Annotated in this window: 17 protein-coding genes, 1 tRNA gene and 1 pseudogene; 17 read left to right on the forward strand and 2 right to left on the reverse strand. The window is 66.5% G+C overall.

Going from position 1 to position 15767, the window contains the following annotated elements; genetic code table 11:
• Positions 1-263: 263 nt before the first annotated feature.
• The 7 genes from BM085_RS32045 to BM085_RS32075 all read left to right on the forward strand — a co-directional run bounded on the left by BM085_RS32045 (position 264) and on the right by BM085_RS32075 (position 4269).
• Positions 264-671: a secondary thiamine-phosphate synthase enzyme YjbQ gene (locus tag BM085_RS32045; protein ID WP_093890559.1), complete on the forward strand. Its 408-nt coding sequence runs from the start codon at positions 264-266 to the stop codon at positions 669-671.
• 123 nt (positions 672-794) lie between these two features.
• The gene (locus BM085_RS32050; protein ID WP_012893470.1) at positions 795-1223 is read left to right on the forward strand and encodes a DUF3052 domain-containing protein; all 429 of its coding nucleotides are present in this window, start codon (positions 795-797) and stop codon (positions 1221-1223) included.
• Positions 1224-1306: 83 nt separating this feature from the next.
• Positions 1307-1765 carry a peroxiredoxin gene (locus BM085_RS32055; protein WP_031170118.1) on the forward strand — a complete coding sequence of 153 codons (459 nt, stop codon included), beginning with the start codon at positions 1307-1309 and terminating at the stop codon, positions 1763-1765.
• A gap of 58 nt (positions 1766-1823) precedes the next feature.
• Positions 1824-2135 (forward strand): hypothetical protein, encoded by a 312-nt coding sequence (locus BM085_RS32060; RefSeq protein WP_093890560.1) that lies wholly within the window; start codon positions 1824-1826, stop codon positions 2133-2135.
• A gap of 111 nt (positions 2136-2246) precedes the next feature.
• Positions 2247-3194 (forward strand): ROK family protein, encoded by a 948-nt coding sequence (locus BM085_RS32065; RefSeq protein ID WP_093890561.1) that lies wholly within the window; start codon positions 2247-2249, stop codon positions 3192-3194.
• Positions 3195-3226: 32 nt separating this feature from the next.
• Positions 3227-3301 (forward strand) — tRNA-Val (locus BM085_RS32070).
• A 172-nt stretch (positions 3302-3473) separates the two neighbouring features.
• Positions 3474-4269 (forward strand): IS5 family transposase gene (locus BM085_RS32075; RefSeq protein WP_093890582.1). Its coding sequence is split into 2 segments (ribosomal slippage): positions 3474-3914 and positions 3916-4269, totalling 795 coding nucleotides; the frame shifts between segments, so codons are not numbered across the junction.
• A gap of 81 nt (positions 4270-4350) precedes the next feature.
• Here BM085_RS32075 and BM085_RS32080 read toward each other — a convergent pair.
• Positions 4351-5097 carry a phosphotransferase family protein gene (locus tag BM085_RS32080; protein WP_093890562.1) on the reverse strand — a complete coding sequence of 249 codons (747 nt, stop codon included), beginning with the start codon at positions 5095-5097 and terminating at the stop codon, positions 4351-4353.
• Between the two features lie 287 nt (positions 5098-5384).
• Between BM085_RS32080 and BM085_RS46345 the strand changes: the two genes are divergently transcribed.
• From BM085_RS46345 to BM085_RS43640, 7 genes are all read left to right on the forward strand, one after another.
• On the forward strand, positions 5385-6056 hold the full coding sequence (locus BM085_RS46345; RefSeq protein ID WP_245789823.1) for a type II toxin-antitoxin system RelE/ParE family toxin: 672 nt from the start codon (positions 5385-5387) through the stop codon (positions 6054-6056).
• A 549-nt stretch (positions 6057-6605) separates the two neighbouring features.
• Positions 6606-6920, forward strand: a complete 315-nt coding sequence (locus BM085_RS43625; protein ID WP_143121157.1) for a hypothetical protein — start codon at positions 6606-6608, stop codon at positions 6918-6920.
• Positions 6921-7224: 304 nt separating this feature from the next.
• Positions 7225-7587: a type II toxin-antitoxin system RelE/ParE family toxin gene (locus tag BM085_RS32100; protein ID WP_093890564.1), complete on the forward strand. Its 363-nt coding sequence runs from the start codon at positions 7225-7227 to the stop codon at positions 7585-7587.
• A complete protein-coding gene (locus BM085_RS32105; protein WP_093890565.1) occupies positions 7584-7922 on the forward strand; it encodes a transcriptional regulator in 339 nt (112 codons plus the stop codon). Before BM085_RS32100 ends, BM085_RS32105 begins: the two co-directional genes overlap by 4 nt.
• Positions 7923-8339: 417 nt before the next feature.
• A complete protein-coding gene (locus BM085_RS32115; protein WP_143121158.1) occupies positions 8340-9236 on the forward strand; it encodes a hypothetical protein in 897 nt (298 codons plus the stop codon).
• Positions 9237-10314: 1078 nt separating this feature from the next.
• Entirely contained in the window at positions 10315-10935 is a 621-nt protein-coding gene (locus BM085_RS43635; RefSeq protein ID WP_143121159.1) for a hypothetical protein, read from the forward strand.
• 86 nt (positions 10936-11021) lie between these two features.
• Positions 11022-11234, forward strand: coding sequence for a hypothetical protein (locus tag BM085_RS43640; protein WP_143121160.1), 213 nt, complete (start codon positions 11022-11024; stop codon positions 11232-11234).
• A gap of 16 nt (positions 11235-11250) precedes the next feature.
• On the opposite strand, the pseudogene BM085_RS46350 reads toward BM085_RS43640, so the two are convergent.
• Positions 11251-11418: pseudogene (locus tag BM085_RS46350) on the reverse strand (hypothetical protein); the annotation flags it as partial.
• A 357-nt stretch (positions 11419-11775) separates the two neighbouring features.
• Between BM085_RS46350 and BM085_RS32125 the strand changes: the two are divergent.
• The 3 genes from BM085_RS32125 (at position 11776) to BM085_RS32140 (ending at position 15512) form a co-directional block, all read left to right on the forward strand.
• Positions 11776-13896, forward strand: a complete 2121-nt coding sequence (locus BM085_RS32125; RefSeq protein WP_093890569.1) for a glycosyl hydrolase family 28-related protein — start codon at positions 11776-11778, stop codon at positions 13894-13896.
• Positions 13897-14111: 215 nt separating this feature from the next.
• Positions 14112-14741 (forward strand): class I SAM-dependent methyltransferase, encoded by a 630-nt coding sequence (locus BM085_RS32130; protein WP_093890570.1) that lies wholly within the window; start codon positions 14112-14114, stop codon positions 14739-14741.
• Positions 14742-15275: 534 nt separating this feature from the next.
• On the forward strand, positions 15276-15512 hold the full coding sequence (locus BM085_RS32140; RefSeq protein WP_093890572.1) for an acyl-CoA carboxylase subunit epsilon: 237 nt from the start codon (positions 15276-15278) through the stop codon (positions 15510-15512).
• Positions 15513-15767: the final 255 nt, after the last annotated feature.

Here is a 15767-nt window from a genome sequence, read left to right on the forward strand (position 1 = left end):
CCGGAAGGCCGCAGTGCCGGAGGAGGTGACAGGGGGCCGTGGGGCTCCCGATACCGGATCCGTTGCGGCGCGGCGGCGCGTCGGCGGGGCGGGAAGGCGCGCGCCCGGTCTACCGATCCGGTAAAGAAAGATCCTTAATCCGGTCGGCGTCGGGGTCGCACCCCCTTGTACGGTGCGGTTCGGCGGCAGATGTACGTATCCGGTGCCACCCGGACTGCGCGCTGTCGTCGTCCCAGCTCAGGATGGATCGTAGGATCGGGTATGTGAGATCTCAGACAATCGAGGTGGTAACGGGCTCCCGCGAGCGGGTGCACAACATCACCGCCGAGTGCGAGAGCTTCGTCCGGTCGTGTGGGGGAGACGGTCTGCTGAACGTCTTCGTGCCGCACGCGACCGCGGGGGTCGCGCTGATCGAGCTCGGCTCGGGCAGTGACGACGACCTGATCGCGGCCTTGAAGGACCTGCTTCCGGCCGACGACAGATGGAGGCATGCGCACGGATCCAGAGGGCATGGACGGTCGCATGTCATGCCGGCTCTCATTCCTCCGTACGCCACCGTCCCGGTTCTGTCCGGGCGGCTCGCACTGGGCACCTGGCAGTCCATTGCCGTTGTGGATCTCAACGTCGACAATCGGGAACGCCAGGTCCGTTTGTCATTTTTGTCGGACTAATTCATACGTAGCCCAGTCGTTGCCGTGGCGACCGTTGACGACCGAGGGTCACAGCGTGTGGACTGTGCCGAAGCACTTTGAGCGCCGTGTAATCGCGGGGCCATTCAAGCAGGAGGGACAAACGTGAGCGCGACCGCGGGTCAGGCGCAGGGCGAACGCAGCCTGGCCGAACGACTCGGTCTCAAGCCGGGTCAGGTGGTGCAGGAGATCGGTTGGGACGAAGACGCCGATGACGATCTGCGCGACTCCATCGAGGAACTGACCGGCAACGAACTGGTCGATGAGGACTTCGAGGACGTCGTCGACATCGTGCTGCTGTGGTGGCGCGACGGAGACGGTGATCTGTTCGATGCCCTGAGCAGCGTGCTGACCAATCTGAGCGAGGGGGGCCAGATCTGGCTGCTCACCCCCAAAGCGGGGCGGGACGGGCACGTGGAGCCAAGCGACATCGGGGAGGACGCCACGACGGCGGGTCTCTCGCAGACCAGCAGCATCAGCGCTGCCCCCGACTGGTCGGGAACGAGGCTGGCCACGCCTAAGGCGCGCCGCTAAGGGGCCCTGCCCTGCCGTACGGCTCGCGCGAGCCGTACGGCAGGATGATGGCGCGCCCATCATCCGATGAAAGGACCTCTGGTATGGCAGTCGAGGTAGGCTCTCCGGCTCCGGATTTCGAGCTGAAGGATCAGCACGGCACTCCGGTCAAGCTTTCGGACTACCGGGGCAGAAGGGTCGTTTTGATCTTCTATCCCCTCGCGTTCAGCGGCGTCTGTCACGGTGAGCTCTGCGCCATCCGCGACGAGTTCATCGCCACCGCGCCCGAGGACGTCCAGGTGGTGACCGTCTCGGTCGACTCGGTGTTCACCCACCGGGCCTGGGCGGACCGGGAGGGCTACACCTTCCCGCTGCTCTCCGACTTCTGGCCGCACGGACAGGTCGCCCAGGCGTACGGTGTGTTCGATGAGGAGAAGGGACTCGCCATCCGAGGCACCTTCATCATCGACGGCGAGGGCGTGGTCCGCTGGAGCGTCGTGAAGCCGATCCCGGAGGCACGCGACGTCGCCGACTACCACAAGGCGCTCGCCGAACTTTCCTGAGTGGTGATCCGGCGGGCGCTCACGGGCGTCCGCCGGTCTCGACCTTCCGGAGGCGATCATGCCCTGCTTCTCCTGCGGGGCCAGGCAGAGCGACCCGATCCGTGGTGCCAGCCCGTGGAAGCGCGGGGTGCGCCAGGAGGCGCAGGTGCTCATCTGCCCGGACTGCCAGCGCGCGCACGATCTCGATCTCGACACGTGCTCCACGTGCGGTTCCGTCGCGCTCATCTGCCGGCTCGGCGAGGTGGAGTGCCGCTCCTGCGGGGCCGTGCGACCGGCGCGGGCCGGTGGCCAGGCCGAGGTCCCCTGTGCGCCCGGCCTGGCGGACGAGGTCGAGGCCGCCCTGAACCGCGTCCTCGGGCGAGTTCATTGATGCTCATATATCGGCTTTAAGTGCATTTATGAGCATGTGGGGTGATCTGCCGATATCCCCATGCGCTAAGGTCGGGCTCGGCCCTGCCCCTTCGACCTGCTGGATGCGTGCATGAGCTCCTTCGTTGTGGCCCTTGACGTCGGCGGCACGTCCATGAAGGGCGGTCTCGTCACCCGCTCGGGCGAGGTCCTCCGCACCGACCGCCGGGCGACCCCGCGCGACGAAGGGCCCGCCGCCGTCGTCGGGACGATCCGATCCTTCATCGACGACCTCGCCGCCGCCGGCGGCGGCACCCCCGCCGGAGTCGGCCTGGCCGTACCGGGCCTGGTCACGGCCGACGCGGCGCTCTACTCCGCCAACATCGGCTGGCGCGACGTCCCCGCGGCCGACTTCGTCCCGCTCGACGTGCCCGTCATGCTCGGCCACGACGTGCGCACCGGGGGCCTCGCCGAGAGCGTGCTCGGCGCCGGCCGTGAGGTCTCCGACTTCCTCTTCCTGCCCATCGGCACGGGCATCGCCGGCGCCGTGATCGTCGACGGCGAGCCGTACGGCGGGGCCGCCGGATGGGGGGGTGAGATCGGTCACATCCCGGTCTTCCCCGGGGGGGAGACGTGCGCCTGCGGCCAGATCGGCTGCCTGGAGACCTACGCCTCGGCCTCCGCGGTCGGCCGCCGCTACTCCGCCCGGGCCGCCTCACCCGCCACGGCCGAACAGGTCGCCGCGCTGACCGTCTCAGGTGACCCCGTGGCCGCGGAGGTGTGGGACGACGCTGTCGAGGCCCTGTCCCTCGCCCTGGCCACCTACACGTTGCTCCTGGACCCCTCCGTGATCGTCCTGGGCGGCGGCCTGGCCGAAGCCGGCCCCCTCCTGTCCGACCCGCTGGCCGACCGCCTCCGCAAGCGCCTGACCTTCCGCGCCGCCCCGCCGCTCCGTCCGGCCGCCCTGGGCGTCAACGCGGGCATGCTCGGCGCGGCCCTCCTCGGCTGGCGCGCGGCCGGAGTCCCCGACGCCGGCGCCACGTGGTCATTGGATGTGCTGAAATCCCCCCGGGTGGCGTAAGGTGTTATCCCGTCTGCCAGACGGGATTCCCGGGGCGCTTAGCTCAGCGGTAGAGCGCTCGCCTTACAAGCGAGATGTCACTGGTTCGAACCCAGTAGTGCCCACCACAAGCCCCTGACCTGCTAAGACAGGTCAAGGGCTTTGTTTTTCGACTTACGACTCCTAACAAAAAGAGGCTTCTGGACCTCTGGGAATGACGGTGTGTCAGTTCTCGTTGATGCTGGCCGAAGGGGGTGCGAGCCAGTCGAGACGAGGAAGACCGCTGCCAGACCGTGGGAGATCGACGACGAGTTGTGGGCGCGCATCGAGCCGCTGCTGCCGGTCGTCCCACGTAATCCGCGGCGTCCAGGTCGTAAGCGTCTGGATAGTCGCAGGGTGCTGTGCGGGATCCTGTTCGTGCTGTACACCGGGATCCGCTGGGAGTTTCTGCCCCAGGAGCTGGGCTGCGGCTCGGGGATGACCTGCTGGCGACGGCTGCGGGACTGGAACGAGGCCGGGGTCTGGCAGCACCTGCACGAGCTGCTGCTCTCCGAGCTGCGGGCCGCGGACCTGCTGGACTTCTCCCGCGCAGCGGTCGACTCCAGCCACATCCGCGCGATGAAGGGCGGGCCGGCCACCGGTCCGTCCCCGGTGGACTGGGGCAAGGCCGGCAGCAAGCACCACCTGATCGTCGAAGCGCACGGCATCCCGCTCGCGGCAATCACCACCGGCGGCAACCGCGGGCGACGTCACCCAACTGATCCCGCTGATCCAGGCCGTCCCGCCGATCCGCGGTAAGCGCGGCCAGCCACTGCGCCGCCCCGAGCACCTGTACGCCGACCGCGGCTATGACCACGAGGTCTACCGGGACAAGGTCCGCCGGTTCCAGATCACCCCGCACCTCGCCCGGCGCGGCACCGGGCACGGCTCCGGCCTGGGCGTGTACCGCTGGGTCGTGGAAGGAGCGATCGCGCTGCTGCACTGGTTCCGCCGCCTGCGTATCCGCTGGGAGATCCGCGACGACATCCACCACGCGTTCGTCACCCTTGGCTGCGCCGTCATCTGCTGGCGACGACTGCGCACCGCACTTTGTTGAGAGTAAGGGCGGGCGATCGCCCCAGGGGATGGCCTGCTCGATGCGTCAGAACGCATACGTAGCAGTCGGGCCCGCGCAGCCTCACATCCGGGATCTCAGCGCGTCGACCTCACAGCCCGGTGCGAAGGGGTCGAAGCCGTGCTCGATCAGCCAGCGAACTGCCAGCAGGCTTCGCAGCGACCACCACGCGTGGATCACGTCGAGGTCGATGTCGGTGCCATAGCCGGCGATGACGTCGTCGAGGTGCTCCTCGTGTCCGAGCGTGAAGGTGGCGAGGTCGTACAGGGCATCACCCTGGCCCGCCTCGGACCAGTCGATGATGCCGGTGACCTCGTCGCCGTCGACGAAGACGTGCGCGATCTGCAGGTCGCCGTGTGTGAACGCCGGAGTCCACGGCCGGAGCGCGGCCTCGGCGACCTGGCGGTTGCGGGTGACCAGGTCGGCGGGCAGGACACCGTTCGTCACGAGCAACTCGCACTCGTCGTTGAGTTTCGCCGCCAGCGCGACGATGCTCCGGCCGGCCCTGCCCGGCAGGGGCGGCAGGGGCGCTTCGTGCAGCTTCCGGATGGCGGCGCCCGCCGCGGCCCACGCCGCCGGCGACCCGGTCGACGGCCCGCCGAGGCGCCCAAGCGTCGTCCCCGGGAGTGCGGCGATCGCGAGCACGGGCGGCTTGCGCCACAGGACCTCCGGGGTCGGGACCGGCGCGAGGGACATCGCCTCGACCTCGACGTCGATGCGCGCCTGATCGGCGTCCACCTTCAAGAACACGTCACCGACGCGCAGAGTCGCGCGCTCGGAATGGGCGACGACGACTTTGACCTCATCCATGGGCGACCAGTATCCCGGGGATGATCGCCGACGTCGCCAGGTTTATCGCGTGCGATTACGCGGCTGAACGCGTCTCGCTACCTGGCGGCCTCGTGCACGACACCGACCTCTGACCAGGTCAAGCCCGCCACTTTTGTTAGGAGTCCTAAGTAACTGGGCCGTGTGGGAGCGCGCACCTGTACTGTTTCCCCCTTGGCGATGCAAACAGGGTGAGATGGGTTCCATCCCCGTCGCCGTCGGCAATGACTCGCTACCCTCAGTAAGTGCGTCTGCGGAGGGAGTCTCAGTTGCGCAAACCATATGGTTTTGAGATCGAGCCGGAGGTTCGAGAGTGGCTCGACAATCTGAGCGACGGCGACTTCAAACGCGTTGACGAGGTGGCCGGTCTGCTGGCGGAAAAAGGGGCTGAGCTTGGCGGCCCATGGTCGGATCACCTGGAGGGGCCGGTCTGGGAACTGCGTGTCCGCCTGCGTGATGTTGCAGCTCGGGTGACGTACTGGTGTACTCCGGGTAGGACGATCGTGTTGCTCACGGTTTTCCGTAAGACGAAGCAGCATGATCAGCGGCAGATCGACAGGGCGGTCCGGGCGCAGAAGATCTGTGAACGCGACCATCATGGGCCGGTGGCCGAGATTTATGAGGCAGGCGTGATGACTGGTTATCACACCCGCTGGGTGCGGCCTGAACCCTCGGTTGAGGATCCCGAACGGATCATGATTCGAGAGGCGCTGGCCTTCGGCAAGGCGTTGTATGACCGGCGTAGCGCGCTTGGGCTGACCGTGGCGGAGCTGGCTGAGCGTGCGGGTATGACCGAGGATGAGATCGAGTGCATCGAGGAAGGCGGGACCGCGCCGACGATCGCCTTGCTGCGACATCTAGCCGCGGCGCTGAACGCCGATGTTCGTCTCACCTCCGGTCATGATCTGGGTTCGGTCTGGTTCGAGCCGCACGCGGCCTGATCGACGGACACCGGTCACCCGGTGCAGAGGAATCCCGCTCGCTGTGGTGTGCTGTGGGGCATCAAAATCAGCCCTGATGGCAGGACGCGTAGAGAGCGCGAGTTCCGGGTGACCATCTGAGCGACAACGGCCATGGACGGGGCCGGACAACGGTGGACGGTCGTGGACCGTACGCCCAGGTCAGGGCAGGTATAGGCCCTGGTCGGGTCCCTGCCCGGATCGCCTTACAAGCGAGATGTCACTGGTTCGAACCCAGTAGTGCCCACCATGCGAGGCTCTGATCTGTGTTAACAGGCCAGGGCCTCTTACGTTTCCGGGGATGGCGTCGGGGCTTCATCGCTTGGTGAGTGCTTGTTATGTCGCGAACCACTCCAGAGAGGTGGCCCTCCTGGCCTGGACGGGCCCGTCCTCCTTGCGGGCTCTACATGAGGCTTCGGGGGCGTGCAGGCCAACGCCGGGTCCAGGTCCTGGACTGACCGGCTGGTACAGCTCGTGGGAGAGGGTTTAACAGGACTGTCGCCTGAGGGGGTACGACTTACATTCGTCGGTGTGAGCGTCATGCGTGAGGAACTCCACCATCTGGTGGACCAGTTGCCGGAGGCGGAATTGCGTCCGGCTCCGGAGCTGATCCATGGTCGCCTTGGCGAGCACGGGGGCGCCGAGCGTGATCTTCCGTTCTTCGCCTCCTTCGAGGCCGATCCTGATCTCGCCGAGCGGCATGAGGAGGTCACGTCCAGCGGAAACTCGTACACCACGTCCGTGGACGCAGTCGACGAGAGTGACCAACTCCTGAAGGCTTCGTCCAACGCCTCCGCGCCTGCAGGTGTGCCGGGCGGATCTACTCGCGATATGCAGTCTCCGTGACGATCGCGTTGCGATGATCGACGAGGCACGAGGTGTCTTCGACGGGAACGTCAGGCCAGGTAGGGGTTGAGCGAACACGGCGAAGGCGCACCCGCACGCCTCGTGATCGGTCGGAGTGGAGGGGTTCTCCGATCGCATCCCCACCCGGGGTCAACCGGCCGCTTGGGCGACTCCGGCAAGGTTCCTTCTCTCTGGGCCACTCGTGATCCCTGCCTTAAGAGGAGAGGGAGATTTTGTGACGTTGACGATACGCTGAGTTGCCAAAACCCCTCTTGGATCAACATAATAAATTTATTATGCTTGAGTGAACTGGCAGATAGTGATCGTTCCAGAGGTCCGTGACTGGCTTCACGAGCTACGGAAGGCGGATCGGCAGACACTCTTGCTGATCGCTGCGGCCTTGGATCGGGTCGCTGAGGAAGGTCCCGGTCTGGGGCGGCCCTTGGTGGACACGCTTCAAGGGTCGACTATCCGTAACCTCAAGGAGCTGAGGCCTGGATCCAGCGGGCGGAGCGAGGTGCGAATGCTCTTCGTCTTCGACCCTTGGCGCCAAGCTGTGTTCCTGGTCGCCGGAGATAAATCCGGCGACTGGGGCGGTTGGTATGACGTGGCGATCAAAACGGCAGAGGCGCGTTTTGTCCGATACCTCAAGGAGGGGGAGCAATGAGCGATCATGCGGTGACATGGGAGGAACTGCGCGCTGAGCTTGTCCAACCCGGCGATGAGCAGGAGGTTGCCCAACTCCGCGATGGGCTCGTAGCTCGCCAACGCGCGTACCAACTCGCTGAAGCCAGACGCAAGCTCGGCCTACGGCAGGAGGATGTCGCTCAGGCGATGGGCGTGTCACAGGCCCGCATCTCACAGATCGAGAGCGGAGTGATCAGCGAAGTTGCCACCCTGGCCGCATACGTGACGGCGCTGGGAGGTCAACTCAAGATCGTGGCCGACTTCGGTGACTCGGTCATGGTGCTTGATACTCCTCGCGGACGCCGTACGGGGTGATCTTGCCCATGATGACGCCGTAGTTCCGGTGTTCTTCTCTCCCTTGCGGGCTTTCGTGCTTCTGCCACGCCGTCTGGCCGCGTTTCGTAGCTGAGGACCAACTGGGTGACGACGACCCCGGACGAGGCCGGACAACGGCGTGCGGTCATGGACCGTACGCCCGGGTCAGTGCCGGGACCGCCCTGGCCGCGCTCCTGCTCGGATCGCCTTGCAAGCGAGATGCCACCAGTTCGAACCCAGTAGTGCCCACCAGCCAGAACGCCTCGTTCCTGATCTTCGGAACGGGGCGTGAGTGACTAACTCTTGAAGATGTCGTCCATGGCCTCCGCACCCTGCAGGAGCATCGGGCGAATCTGCTTCCTGTAGACCGTCTCCGTGACCACCGTGTTCCGGTGGCCGACCAGGAGCGAGAGCACGATGTACGCCGTACCGGGCGTCCGCCGCGCCGAACGGACCCGCCGCCGGTGGTGTGCGCTGCCGCCTGCCACTGCGACCGTCAGCCCAACCGCTACGCCGCCCTTCGCGTTGGTGCCGACCGCTGCGCTCTCCTCTGCGAATCATGGTGTCGCCCATGGATGGAAGGGCAATATCATCCGACGTATGGGGGCGGATTCTGATCTTGGTATGGCTCTGGAGCGTCTCTATGAGACCTTTTCGCGCTACCCGCTTCCGGACAAGATCGATGTATGTGACCACTGTGTGGCCCCTGAAAGCGTTCAAGCGGCACGTGCGGTACCGCTCCGGGCCCTCAGCGCATCAGCCCTGGAGCCTTACGCATGGAACGCCCTGTCTACCTGGGGTGACATCGAGGACTTCAAGTACTACCTTCCCCGCTTACTGGAACTGCTGATCAGCGAGGAGCTCGACGGCTTCCTTCATGCCGACAGCCTCACGATTAAGGTCGGCGCTTACTGGCACGGCTGGCCGCAGGATGAAAAAGATGCCATGGTGGCCGTCGTCAACGCATGGTGGTGGCTCACTCTGCACCACTACCCGCGCGATGTCGACGTCATGATGATGATTGAAATCATCGCGGAAAATCTCAAACTCGATCTGTGTGACTACCTGGCCGAATGGGAGTCCAACGCCGGCAACGAGGCCGCAGCACTGCACATGGCGTGGTTGGTCGAGGATTTCCGCGTACAGTCGGGTCACGGCGCGGATTGGTATGTCCTGCTGGAGAACTGGATCGATGGTTCCGCCCCCGCCCGCATTCTTGAGGACGCGTTGTCCTCCCCCAGCTCAAGCCAGGTGGAGCAGGACCTGTTGCATGCTCTGGAGCGTCACAAGCGGTGGAGCCAGAGGCCGGAGTAACCCCGTGCTGGACTTGCCGCCTACGGCCGACTCACCGATGTGAGCGCCTTCGGCGGGTGACTCCGACGCCGAGACGGTCCACGACACGGCCAACCCGTAGCAGCAGGCTGAGGTAGAGCCCTGATCGTCTTGCCCGCCATCGCCCAGGCAGAGCTCAGCAGACCGACTCCTCCGGCGTAAGCCCAGCTGTGCACGCAGGCCAACCAGTGCGCCAGGAAGATCATCGGGCACATGGACACACGAAGCCGGACTTGCCCCTCCCTCCCGGCCCGCTCCTCCTCCGGGGTGGGGGACGGCAGACGAGAAGATCAGGGGGCGTGGAGCGCTGCTCAGCGATTGAACCAGAACAATGCGGCGGGTCGGGTCAACCAAAAGACCGCCACGATCCCCAGAATAAGACTGACCAGTGTGCTGAGGTCACGTAGACCAAATAACAAAACTAGGAATACAGCGACACCTTCGGTTATGAAGGTAGTGGTCTGTGTCCATTTCTTGCGAGAAAGAAAACTCGCTGCCAATACTCCGAGTAGTAGGGGGAGTATGAGGGTCAAGAGACCTAGGGGTGGCAGCAGTGACTGCCATGAGGGGTATGTCTCAGTGACGATGAGGCCGATTCGAAGCGTGATGGCCACTATCCCCACCGTCGATTGAATCCATATGAGCCGTTGAGCCGTTTTCACTTCCTGTGGAAGTTGTGCGATCGTGTGCGCCTCTGTCATGGACAGCCTCTGAAGGTGGGGATTATTCAGGGTCTTGATCGAGTATAGGGGGTCATCTGATCACAGACCATTGAGTTTGTGCATCAGTGCTTGTCTATCGCACCTTTCCGGATAGCAGGGCTTTCCATTGTTGTCCGTCCGCGTCCACCAACGCCTCGACACGACGTTCGCCACGACCGCCGGCGGACCGATCGTCTCCATGTCGAAGACCGTTCCGGTACCGCTGTCGCTCGGCGCTGACGAGCTGCTGCGGCTGGTCCTGGCCACGCTCGTGTCGTGGGAGGAGCGGGTCCGTACGGTCGCCCGGTTACGGATCCGGCACCAGCACGTCCCGCCGCCGCAGGGATGGCCAGGTCCTCATGCAGGCCTGCACGATCCTGCCCGTCCACCTCGACGCCATCCTCGCCCTGGAACCCGAGCCGATGATCCGCGACGGCGAACTCGGCGGAGCAGACGCCGGCCACGAAGTCCTGTACCTCGCCCGGCGCTGCGAGGCGCTGCTGACGGAGACCGCGAAAGCCGCCCGCCACCTGGAAGGCATCCCGTGTGTACGGCTCTGCGAGCTGTACGAGGTCCTCGCCGACGGCCGGTCCGCCGGTGCCGAATGCCGCCGGCGCGGAGCCGACCACACCGCGCAGACATGCAAGGATCTCGCCGGCGAGCAGGCCGCCTCCCGCAAGAAGACCGGGGCGCGCCGCTGCGGTGTCCTGGTCGCCGCCGGGACGACGTCCGCGCCCGCCGGGCATAACGCCTCGCGAATTGTCGGTGCGGTAGGGGAAGATGGTTCCCATCATGACCACCTCCCATACGCTTCCTTTCGCTGCCATGACGTCCCGAAACGGCGACGTCGTAATCTTCTACGTCGGCACCGAACCCCGCATGTCCCCGGAGCAGGCGGTCGAGTTCGCCGACCAGCTCTACGCTCTCGCAGGACGAAACACCGCATCGCGACACGCCGAAATCGGCATTTAACCCCGTGAGCTGGTATAAAAAGCAGTGATCGTCCAGTAGAGGCCCTCAGGCACATGATGCCGAGGGCCTTTCTGCGTATCTGGGGGTGCTCCGCATGGACAAGGCCGAGCGCATCACCATCGCCGACGCTGCGGCCCGGCCCCGTAAGCCGGAGGCGACCGTCCGCGTCCGGGCATCCCGCCACCCCGCCCGCAAGCTTCTCAAACGCGGCAAGACCGCCTGGTACGACTGGCGCGACCTGGCAACGATCGCCCACCGGCTATGTCATGATCGCGGTCCAGTCCTGCCTGGCGCATCTCCGCGATGAAGCGGTCCGGATCGCTGCCCGACCGTGAGTCCGGGGCTCGCGGGCCGAACCGGACGACCGGTTTGCCGTCGACTACGTAGGCGAAGGTGTCCGAGGCGTAGTCCGTGGAGGCAGACCGACACGACCCCGGTTCCCCGGCCGGCTGTATGCGCTTCGCCGGGGACGCGGCGTCCTGAGACCGCATCCTCGGCGCGGATCCGGAGTGCCGTCGACCGGCCGTACGGGTGAGGGGTGACGATTGCGCGCCCGTGGTTCTCCGTGTCGCGCCTGGTCGCGCAGTGCGGAAGGTGTGCAACGACTCGCGTGAACAATGCAAGAAGAAAAAGAGATATCGCAGCTACAAAGCAAGATTGCGAAACTGTTTCGCAGAGCCCTTGTGGAACGGAGGGTGGGGGTCCTAATGTCACCTCACCCTCATGGCGCCGCTCTGCCCCGGGCGTCTTCAGGGGGTCCGCCCCCCGAGAGAAACGAGCACTCGATGTCACGGAGCATCACAGGAGCTGTGGCGAGGTGGTCCAGCAGGCCACCGCGGAGGGGCGCGGTGGCGATCGCCGCGGTGACCACGGCCGCCCTCACCCTCGGCCTCGGCGTCGTGCCCGGCGGCACCGCACTCACCGGCACAGCACTCGCCGGCACCGCACTCACCGGCGCAGCACTCGCCGGCACCGCACTCACCGGCACCGCATTCGCTGGCACAGGCGCGGCCGGCGCCTCGACGCCCGCCTCGACTCTCGCCGCGACGCGCGCCGTTCCCGTCGTGACGCGCGCCGCCCTCGACCCGTCGCTCGTCGCGGGCCGGGGCGCGGACGTCGGCTTCGCCGAGCAGGAGGCGGAGAACGCCGCGACGGATGGCGCGATCATCGGTCCGGACCGCTCCGCGTACACGCTGCCGGCGGAGGCGTCCGGCCGTAAGGCGGTCAAGCTGGCACCGGGGCAGCACGTCGAGTTCACGCTGCCGGGCGCGGCCAACGCGATCACCGTGCGCTACAGCATCCCGGACGCGCCCGGCGGCGGCGGCATCACCGCGCCGCTCGGAGTCACGGTGAACGGCGGGGGCAGGAAGACCATGACCCTCACGTCGCAGTACGCGTGGCTGTACAACCAGTATCCGTTCTCGAACGACCCGAACGCCGGGCTGCTGCACCCCGAATGGTGGATCACCGAGTGCGCCTGTGTGCCCGCTGCCACGACACCGCCTCCGATGATCACGACGCCGTTCCGGCCGAGCCACTTCTACGACGAGCAGCGCCTCCTGCTCGGCCGGACGTACCGTGCGGGCGACAAGGTACGGCTCACGGTCCCCGCCGGGAGCAACGCCGCGTGGACGGTCATCGACCTGCTCGATTCGGAGCTCGTCGGCCGCCCGCACGTCGACCTCGTCGCGGCGAACGTGCTGGCGTTCGGTGCCGACCCGTCCGGCAAGCGTGACTCCGCCGACGCGTTCGACAGGGCGATCGCCTTCGCGCAGCGCAAGCACCTCAAGGTCTACCTCCCGCCGGGCACGTACCAGGTGAACCGCCACATCATCGTCGACAACGTGACGATCAGGGGCGCCGGAAGCTGGTACACGATCATCAAGGGCCGCGAGGTCGCCCTTCCCGCCCCGGCCCCCGACGGCTCGGTCCACACCGGCGTCGGCTTCTACGGCAAGGACGCGGCGGCCGGCGGCAGCAGGAACGTCCACCTGTCCGGCTTCGCTATCGAGGGCGACGTCCGCGAGCGCATCGACACCGACCAGGTGAACGGGATCGGCGGGGCGATGACCGACTCGACCATCGACGGCCTCCACATCCGCCACACCAAGGTGGGCATGTGGTTCGACGGGCCGATGACGAACCTGCGGATCACGGACAACGTCGTCGTCGACCAGATCGCCGACGCGCTCAACTTCCACACCGGCGTCACGGACTCGGTCGTGTCGAACAACTTCGTCCGCAACACCGGCGACGACGGCCTCGCCATGTGGTCCGAGAAGACCGCGAACGCCGGCAACACCTTCGACCACAACACCGTGCAGACGCCGGTCCTCGCCAACGGCATCGCCGTCTACGGCGGTACGGACAACACCGTCTCCAACAACCTCATCGCCGACCCGATCCGTGAGGGCAGCGGCATCCACGTCGGGTCCCGCTTCGGCGCCGAGGCGTTCACCGGACACCTGCGGATCACCGGCAACACCACGGCCCGCGCCGGCACCTACGAGCTGAACTGGAGAATCGGCCTGGGGGCCATCTGGTTCTACGCTCTCGACAAGAACATCGACGCGGACATCCAGGTGGTCGGGAACCACTTCCTCGACAGCACCTACAACGCGATCATGCTGGTCAGCGACTGGCCGGTGAAGGACCTGTACTCGATCACGAACGTCCACTTCAAGGACACCAGGGTCGACGGCACGGGCACCTCGGTGGTCAGCGCCCGGGTGAAGGGGGCCGCGTCCTTCGAGAATGTGGACGCTCGCAACGTCGGTGCGGTCGGCGTCAACAACTGCGGGTCGTTCAACTTCCCGTCCACCGGCTCGGAGTTCTCACTGACGGACCTCGGCGGCAACGACGGTGGCGGCACCACCGGGCCCTGGCTCGCCCCGTGGGAGCTGCCGAACACCATCACCTGCGATGATCGTCCGCCGGTCGTCGCGCCGCCGGCGCCGTCCCCGTGGTGACACTCCGTCGGGACGCGTTTCAGACGTCGCCGATCCGGCCGGATGCTCGACGCGTCCCTCCCGATGATCGTCAACGGGTTATCCGGTCCTGAGCCACGCACCGGCTCGGGAGGAGGCGCCGCCACGGGAAGGCCTGGTCCCCGGGTTCAGGAGATCGTCGGCCAGCAGGATCACCAACCCGGCATAACGCCCTCAACTGGGGGAATAAGGTGCCGATGGTCCGTGAAACCCTTCCTGCCGACGGCGACACCCGCACTTTCCTCGGCGCGATCATACGTAATCCGCACCAGCTGGGCGCGATCGCGCCCAGCTCGAAGGCCGTCGCCTGCCTGGCCGCGTCGGTCGTTCCGAACGCCGGCGAAGCCGTCGTCGTCGAACTCGGGGCCGGGGGCGGCGTGATCAGCGACGCGATCCGCCGTCGCCTGCCGCCGGGCGGACGGCAGCTCGCCGTCGAGCTCAACGACGGCATGGTCCGCCATCTGCGGCGTAGCCGCCCCTGGCTGGAAGTGATCCCCGGCGACGCGGGCGATCTGGGGAAATTCCTGGGACGGGCCGGGGTGACACGGGTCGACGCGGTCGTCTCCTCGCTCCCCTGGACCCTGTTCGACGAACAGCATCAGAAGCGCATCCTGGACGAGGTTTCGGCCGTGCTCGCGGTGGGCGGGACGTTCAGCACCGTCATCACCCTGGCCGCGATGCCGTTCCGGCGGTTCCGGCGGTTCCGCGCACTCCTGAAGGGCACCTTCGCCACCGTCGGCGTCCTGGGTCCGGTCTGGCTCAACGTCCCGCCCGCGCTGGTCTTCACGGCGTCGACGTCCTGTCCCTCTCCCGGGAAGATCGCGTAGTCCGCCGGTCTGGGCATGGACGGGCCGCCCTATCCCAGTCAGGCCTGTGGGTTGCACTGCGGACTGGTACAGGGTGGCCCGTAACGCCAGATAATGCCGATGTCATGGGCCGTTGACAAGTGTTTTACCTGCAGAAACTCCAAATTGGGAACGCTGTGAACAGTGAGACTGATGTGGCGACCCGTGGATGGGAGCGCACGCCCCCGAGCCTCACATGGCCTCCCGGAGCACTCTGCCCAGGAGCGGCTTCTCGCCGAAGCCCCTTGTCGTACGGCATGAGCAGCCGGACCATCTCGTCACTGTAGATCATGGTCATGGAGATCGGCCCGGTGGCGAAGAAGGAGCACAACTGCGACAGCCGGTGAGCGGCGGGGGAGCGGAGCCGGAGTTCCTGGACGGACCGGGTCCACACGGTGTTCACCGGCTGTGGATACCCCGGAGGGGTTCGGTGCCGACGCAGTCCGCATTCAGGGAGTTGTGCTCGACCGTGCCCGGAGGTGACCCTCCTGACAGGGCGTAACCGGGAGGTATGGCATGGGCGAGAGGCCGCTCCTGCGGGTGGTACACGGGAATCCGACACCTGAGGAACTGGCGGCGCTCATCGCCGTCGTGCTCGCGCGCGCGTCTCCGGCCGTCGTTGCGGAGGCGGGGCCGTCCGCCTGGGCCGACCGTTCCCGGTCCATGCGGCAGCCGCCCGTTCCGAGCCGCCGGGGCGTCGGGGACGACGCTCGGATGCCGACCCCCTGGCGGCGCCTGAAATTCGCTCCCTGACATTCGTGGTGCGACGGTCCGCAGTCAGCTCATATGGGAAATGCCTGTGCCGGACCGTGGGGGGCGGTCCGGCACAGGTGGTCGGGGGTCGGGGGTCGGGGGTCAGTGTTCGGGGTCGGGTCGGGGGTTGATGGGTTCGGGTTGGGGTCAGGTGGTTGTGGTGGTGGGGGTTAGAAGGACAGGGGGGTGGTTCCGCCGTCGAAGGCGTTGTTGAAGACGGCGATGACGGTGGGGGTGGTGGCGGTGTTGATGGGC

This window comes from Streptosporangium canum (assembly GCF_900113865.1).
Classification (GTDB): Bacteria; Actinomycetota; Actinomycetes; order Streptosporangiales; family Streptosporangiaceae; genus Streptosporangium; species Streptosporangium canum.